Genomic DNA, 6251 nt, shown 5'->3' on the forward strand with positions numbered 1-6251 from the left:
AGAAGAACAGCGTCGCAATCGCCTCGAATGAAAGCTTCGGCGGCTGGACCAAAACCTTCACCGACCCCCGCCTCTGCTCCGCGATCGTCGACCGCCTCACCTTCGACGGCACGATCATCGAGACCGGCACCCAGTCCTACCGCCTCGCCCACACCCGCGCCCGCACCAGCCCGAACGGCCGCCCACCCACCCCGGTCCCCACTCCCACCGACACGACCCAACCCGCCTGAACAGCTGGCCCCCACTCCCACCGACGAACGGTCCCCACTCCCACCTTCATAGCCAGCGCACCCTGCGCATCTCCCAGGGCGGCCAGCACAACAGCGAGGCCGTTCGCGGAGCGAAAGGTGTCGGGGTGGTCGTCGCCGAGGACCCGGCGGCGGCGGGTGAGGGTGTCCTCGTTCAGCATCCGCGCACCCTGCGCATCCCCCCGGGCGAACAGGGCGACGGCAAGGGTGTACGCCGAGGTCAGGGTGTCGGGGTGGTCGTCACCGAGCAGGCCGGTGTTCTGCTGGTACAGGTAGGTGGCGAGGGTGTGGGCGGCCGGGTAATCCCCGCGTGCGTAGAGGTGGAAGCAGAACCCGTCGGTGGCGTAGCGGAGCCTGTGCGGATCGTCGGCGCCGCCGAGGCGGGTGTAGGCATGCAGCAGGTGCGGGCCGAGAGCCGCCCACACCGGCCAGCTCGCCGGATCCAACGGGCTGTCGGGGCTGGCGGCGGTCAGCAGCCGTACGGCGGTGTCGGTCAGCTGAGCGCGGCGGGTGGGGGTGAGCTGGCCGGCGATGACCGCCTGCACCAGGCGGTGCACGACGAGACTGTCCCCGGTGCGGCGGGCCAGGGAGTAGTCCAGAACAGCGGCGATCGTATCGTCGAGGTCCCCGGTGAGATCAGCACCGGCGGCGATATCGCCCAGCGGAGGGGCGAAGAGCGCCGGCTGGCCGGTGAACAGGGTCACCGGAATGGGTTCGGGGGCGAGTAGGGCGCACAGTTCGAGGAGCTGGACCGCGGCAGGCGCGTCAACGGTGAGCCGGTCCAGGGACATCGACCAGCACGTGTCGACCCGCCCGGCGTACAGCGGATCGTCGCCTTTCCCGAGGAACGTCTGCCTGCGGGTGCGGAAACGGGTCAGATAGTCGGCGGGAGGCAGACGGGTCCGGGTGAGATAGCCCCCGGCCTGGGCCAACGCCAACGCCAGATCCCCCAACTCGTCGGCCAACCTGTCCGCCACCACCGGGTCCAGGCCAGGCAGCCGCCGGGTCAGCAGGTCGATCGACTCGGCGCGGGGCAGCAGATCGACCTCGATAGTCGCGGCCCACACGTCCCAGGCAGGAGTGCGGGAGGTGATCAGCACATGGCCGGGGCCGGCGGGCAGCCAGGCGCGCAGGGCGGTGGGGTCGTCGGCGTTGTCGAAGACCAGCAGCCAGCCCTCCCGCCGGCCCAACGCGGCGAGCACCGCTACGGCGGTGTCGGCCACCGGCCCGTCGCTGGGCAGGCCGAGCGGGCCGGCCAGGGCGGCGATCTTCTCGGCGAGCAGCGCGGTCTGTTCGGCGTCGACCCACCACACCAGGCTGTAGCTGGCGGCATGACGGTGGGCGTACTCGATCACCAGCTGGGTTTTACCGACCCCACCCATCCCACGCACCGCAACCGGCCCGCTGGCCAGTCCGGTGCGGATCTGTTCGAGCTGGGTCTGCCGGCCGGTGAAAAGCTGGTTGCGGCCCGGGACGTTCCACACGGCGGGCAGTCGGCCCGGGAACACCGCGCGCACCGGAGCGGGTACTGCGACAGTCCGGCCGCCGGGGAAACCCCCCGACACCCGGTCCGGGACGGTCAGCCCGACCGCTTCCACGAGCCGCCGCCGCGCGACCACCTCATCGACGCCGTACAGATTCCGGTAGCTGATCGTCGACAGCACCGTCGGGATCGTGCAGTCAGTGATCCGCAACGGGGTCAGTTTGTTTCCCGCCAGAGCCCCGGTCCACTCCTGGGTGCACCAGTGCGACGCGAAGTACGCCTCCGAACACAGCGCGAGCGTGCGGGTCGCCGCGTCCATCTGGTCGCTGATCCACGTCACGAAGTTCACCCCTGCCGGGGAGTCCCACGCCTGCACCACCACCGACCAGCCCTCGGCCTCCAACACCTCGGCGACCCACGTCGCCCACGCCTCATCCGCTCCCGTGTACGACACGAAGAAATCCACCGCCACCGGCGAACCCGCCGTACCGCCTGCCGCCGGAACCCCCACACCCATAGCCGTACAGCCTGCCACTACCACCACGAACCGTGACAACCCGGCCGCGTAGCGGACAACCCGAGGAGCTGGCGCGGGTCATCCACATTCCCCGCCACCCGTCCCGCGCCCGGGGAACGACCCACAGCGAGACATGTGGCGGTAGCCGCACGCAGGGCTGGTAGTCCACTGGGCTCCGGGTTTCCCAGGAGGGTCACGTACAGGCCGTCATCCGTGTGTGGTCTGCCATCCTGCAACTGTGGACGGCGGCTGCATGTGCTGCATAGATCTGATCTATGCAGCTGCACGGCCCGGTGATGAACGGAAGGGGCAGGTCAGCGGGCTGCCCAGTGTTGGGACGTGTCGCTGTGTGACACATAGGGCGTGAGGATGCGGTCGGATTCTCCAGGTGCGGCCGTCGGCCGCTGATCGGCAGATGCCGTCGGTCAGGCACTGCCCTATCGGGCCGTGTCGGCCCGCGGAGGCGGGTGGGAGGATCCGCCGTCGCGATGGAGGGGGGCCGTCGATGACGTCTGCTTCGAGGGAGGCCACGCAGCGCCGGGATCCGTGCCGGACCGGGGCGGGCCACGGTGGGGATACGGCCGGCTGTTGCGATGCTGGGGATCTGCTGGATGCGTTGAGCGAGGTGGTGTTCCGGACCGACGCCGAGGGCCATTGGATGTACCTGAACCGGGCGTGGACGACCCTGACCGGCTTCGATGTCGTGGCCAGTCTGGGTGCCCGGTTCCTGGACTATGTCCACCCGGACGAGGCGGAGGCCACGGTCGCGTTGTTCATGGGTGTGGTCGCGGGCGGTGCCGATCACTGTCATCACGAGACCCGCTACCGCACCCGGGACGGCAGCTACCGGCGGGTCCAGATCAGGGCGACCATCCTGCGGGACGCGGCGGGTGCGGTGGTCGGCAACACCGGGACGATCCTGGACGTCACCGCCGCCCACCGTGACGCGCAGACCGCCGGGGAGCATGCCGCGCTGCTGGAGCTGGTGTCCGCGGGGGTACCCGCCGGCGAGCTGCCGGTCGCGGTGGCGGTGTATGACGCCGACCTGCGACTGTGGCGTGGCTCACCGGTCCTGGATCAGATCGCTCGTGTGCCCCAGCGGGTGGGGGATCGTCTTGCCCAGCTGACCGAACGGCTCTCGCCGGCGGCCGGGCCGCGGCAGCGTTCGCTGGGAGGCGAGTGGGGCATGATCGCGGCAGCGCTGCGTACCCACCACGCCCAGATCGGTGATCTCGACCTGGCGGGGGAACGCGGTACCAGCCGGTCGATGCGGGTCACTGTGATCCCATATCTGCGGGGCGGTGAGGAGATGCTCGCGCTCGTCTTCACCGACATCACCGACCTGCGCCGCGCCGAGCGTGAGCTGCGCCGGCTCTACGAGCAGGCGGAACGGAGCCGGGCCTGGCTGGCGGCGAGCACCGAGATCACGACCAGCGTGCTGGCCGCCCCCGATCCCCGCGACGCTCTCGGCCTCATCACGCGGATGGGTCGGCGGATGGCCGCCGCGGACCTGGCCCTGATCGCCGTACCCGACGAGAACGGCACCCTGATCGTGACCGCCGCCTCCACAGCCCCCGACCTCCCCACCGACCCCGACGCCCTACCAGGGCTGACCGTCACGCTCCGCGCCGGACCAGGAGCCGGCGTACTCAGCGCGGGCCACGCCGTCGCGTTGGAAAGTCTGCAGCTGCGCGGCAACCGGGTCGTCCCCACCCCAGCACTGCCCCTCGCCGCGGCACTGGCCGTCCCGCTACGGATCGCCGGGCACCAACCGGCGATCCTTCTCCTCGCCTATCGGACCGGCACGGCACGCCTTCCAGCGCGCGACATGGAGCTGGTTGAGGGCTTCGCCGGCGACGCCGCGCTCGCCCTCGACCTGGCCCAGGCACACCAGGAACGTGCCCGCCTGGCCGTCTTCGAGGACCGCGACCGCATCGCCCGCGACCTGCATGACCTGGTCCTGCAACGACTGTTCGCCATCGGCCTGCACCTGCAGTCCCTGATCCGCACCGCCGGCGACATGATCGGCGCCCGGCTCACCGCGGCCATCGACGCCCTCGACCAGACCATCGAGGAAATCCGCCGCACAATCCTGCAGGTGCAACCCTCATGAGCTGGATGGCGCCTGTCTTACCGGCCCACGCAACGCCGCACCCTGAACCCATCAAGAGACATCCGATGGGGTTATGGCGTCAAGCCGAGTCGTCGAGGCGGGGCTGCGGAGAGCAGCCGGTTTTCTGCGGTAGCAGGGCCCGCGGCCTGGACGGCCATGGCCGCTGGACCGGGGCGACTCCCGGTATTTTTCTGCGATAGGATCAGGGAAATTCGACTCCTGGGGCGTGACACAGGCGCTTCCTCGTCCCCGCCAGCCCGCTCCGGTAACCCGCCCAGCTGGAGAGCCGGGCTACTCCTCGCCGGCCACGGGGGTGACCGCGAGCGGCCGGCGGACCTGCTCGTGCGATACCCCGACGAACGTGCTGATCCGGCGCAGCCCTCATCCCTCGTCCTTGGCGGCTGTCATCGCCGCCGGGGTCAGCTCCTCCAGCACGGCCCCCAGTCCGGCCAGCGTCTGCAGCCGGACAGCTGGAGTGAGGTCGACGAGCTCGCCACAGAACCACTCAACATCAGCCCGCAGGAACGCCACACCGTCAGAGCCCACCCGACCAGGCTGACCTGCCTAGATCCACGGTGTCAACGGATGTGACAGCAACCCCGTCAGGTCCGGATCATTCCGCTTTGGTGATACGGCTGTACGGAACATGCGATGCTGACCCCGCTTACTGGCGGATGGGGGCCGAGGATCTCGCAGGATAGCGTAGCCATCGTCGCGGCCGTGCTGGTTCCGGTAGCTACGGCCGCAGTCGGTGCGCTCGGTTTGGTGTTGAAGGACTGGCGTGAAGGCCGGGCCTATGCAGGAAGGCGCCGACCGCCGTTCGAGGACGCGGCTCGGCAGGTCAGCTTCGCGGTCGAGTGGTGGCAGGCCAGGCAGACGATCTCCTCCTCGGCTGAGGACCTGGACGAAGCGCGGGCCCGTGCCCTCGCCTGGTTGGACGAGGCGTCAGTGCTGGTCACCCAGACGGCTGCGGCTCCTGGTGTATCGGTTCGCCGGCTCCTCCTGCTCGCGCCGCCCCTCAACGACCGTCTGGCGAAGGTCATCTGCGCGGGCTTCTACCTCAGCCTTGCCGTTATGATCTTGTTTAGTCTGGCAGCGACAGGCGCCGCGGTGGACGGAAGTAGTGCCGGGGATGTGTCCTGGACCTACGTCTGGTCAGCCGTCTTCGGGGCGCTGTCCTTGATCCTGCGGTACGCGGCGGTCGCCACGGAAGCACGCTGAGCCCGACACCAGCGAGGAGACGGCGGGACCTGAGGCTGAGACCGACCCCTCATCGGCGCCCGAAAGGGCGGCACTGTCTCTCCGTTCCCCTGGGACAGGGCCGCCCAACGCGGTGAGCACCCGACGCTGGAGTACCAGTAGCCGGACGACCATCCAGCGGCCAACACGGCCGTCTCCGCAGGCCATGACGCTCGCGGTCGCCGGCGTGCTGGCGCGGGAATGGTGAATGTGCCGGCCGGTGGGAAGGAGCACGGCACTCAGATACTGCCTGTTGTTCGTGCTGCGGTTGGCATGCACACCAGGCCCGGGCAAGTAGAGCGCGTCCCCGCGAGTGATCTGTGTTGCTCACAGCCCCAGGTGGGTGGCGGCGTTGTCGTCCCAGAGGGTGCCGTCTTCGCGGTAGCGGTCCATGGTGGTGCGGGATTTCCAGCGGCCCTGGCGCATGACGGCGGGTTCACCGACGCCGTGGGCGTAGGCCTCGGTGGCGAAGCCGCGGCGGGTGGAGTGGCCGGCGAAGCGGCCGGTGAGGCCGGCGGCGGCGCGGCGGGCGAGGATGTCGGCGACGGCGCGGTCGGACAGGCGGCGCTCGGCGAGGTGGCCGTGGCGGTTGATGCCGCGGAACGCCGGGCCGGTGGTGAGGTCGGCGGCGGTGGTCCAGGCGCGCCAGGC

The 6251-nt window shown here is 70.1% G+C and carries 6 protein-coding genes; 3 read left to right on the top strand and 3 right to left on the bottom strand.

Annotation, left to right across the window (positions count from 1 at the left end; translation table 11 throughout):
• Nucleotides 1-230 (top strand): ATP-binding protein (locus B056_RS40330; RefSeq protein WP_230202860.1); only part of this gene is annotated, 230 nt, incomplete at its 5' end.
• Here B056_RS40330 and fxsT read toward each other — a convergent pair.
• Nucleotides 137-2185 carry an FxSxx-COOH system tetratricopeptide repeat protein gene (fxsT, locus tag B056_RS0106775; RefSeq protein ID WP_230202861.1) on the bottom strand — a complete coding sequence of 683 codons (2049 nt, stop codon included), beginning with the start codon at nt 2183-2185 and terminating at the stop codon, nt 137-139. The genes B056_RS40330 and fxsT overlap by 94 nt on opposite strands.
• 568 nt (nt 2186-2753) lie before the next feature.
• On the opposite strand from fxsT, the gene B056_RS0106780 reads away from it, so the two are divergent.
• Entirely contained in the window at nt 2754-4361 is a 1608-nt protein-coding gene (locus B056_RS0106780) for a sensor histidine kinase (protein ID WP_026239413.1), read from the top strand.
• A gap of 381 nt (nt 4362-4742) precedes the next feature.
• Here B056_RS0106780 and B056_RS44115 read toward each other — a convergent pair whose 3' ends face one another.
• Nucleotides 4743-4907 carry a hypothetical protein gene (locus B056_RS44115; RefSeq protein WP_230202862.1) on the bottom strand — a complete coding sequence of 55 codons (165 nt, stop codon included), beginning with the start codon at nt 4905-4907 and terminating at the stop codon, nt 4743-4745.
• Between the two features lie 105 nt (nt 4908-5012).
• On the opposite strand from B056_RS44115, the gene B056_RS0106790 reads away from it, so the two are divergent.
• Entirely contained in the window at nt 5013-5582 is a 570-nt protein-coding gene (locus tag B056_RS0106790; RefSeq protein WP_018501135.1) for a hypothetical protein, read from the top strand.
• 345 nt (nt 5583-5927) lie between these two features.
• Here B056_RS0106790 and B056_RS35495 read toward each other — a convergent pair.
• Nucleotides 5928-6251 (bottom strand): tyrosine-type recombinase/integrase (locus tag B056_RS35495; RefSeq protein ID WP_018501136.1); only part of this gene is annotated, 324 nt, incomplete at its 5' end.

The organism is Parafrankia discariae (genome assembly GCF_000373365.1).
GTDB lineage: Bacteria > Actinomycetota > Actinomycetes > Frankiales > Frankiaceae > Parafrankia > Parafrankia discariae.

Excerpts from the sequence above, each read along its gene's own strand:
- B056_RS0106790 (WP_018501135.1), top strand. The coding sequence starts at position 5,013 with ATGCTGACCCCGCTTACTGGCGGATGGGGGCCGAGGATCTCGCAGGAT.
- B056_RS0106780 (WP_026239413.1), top strand. The coding sequence starts at position 2,754 with ATGACGTCTGCTTCGAGGGAGGCCACGCAGCGCCGGGATCCGTGCCGG.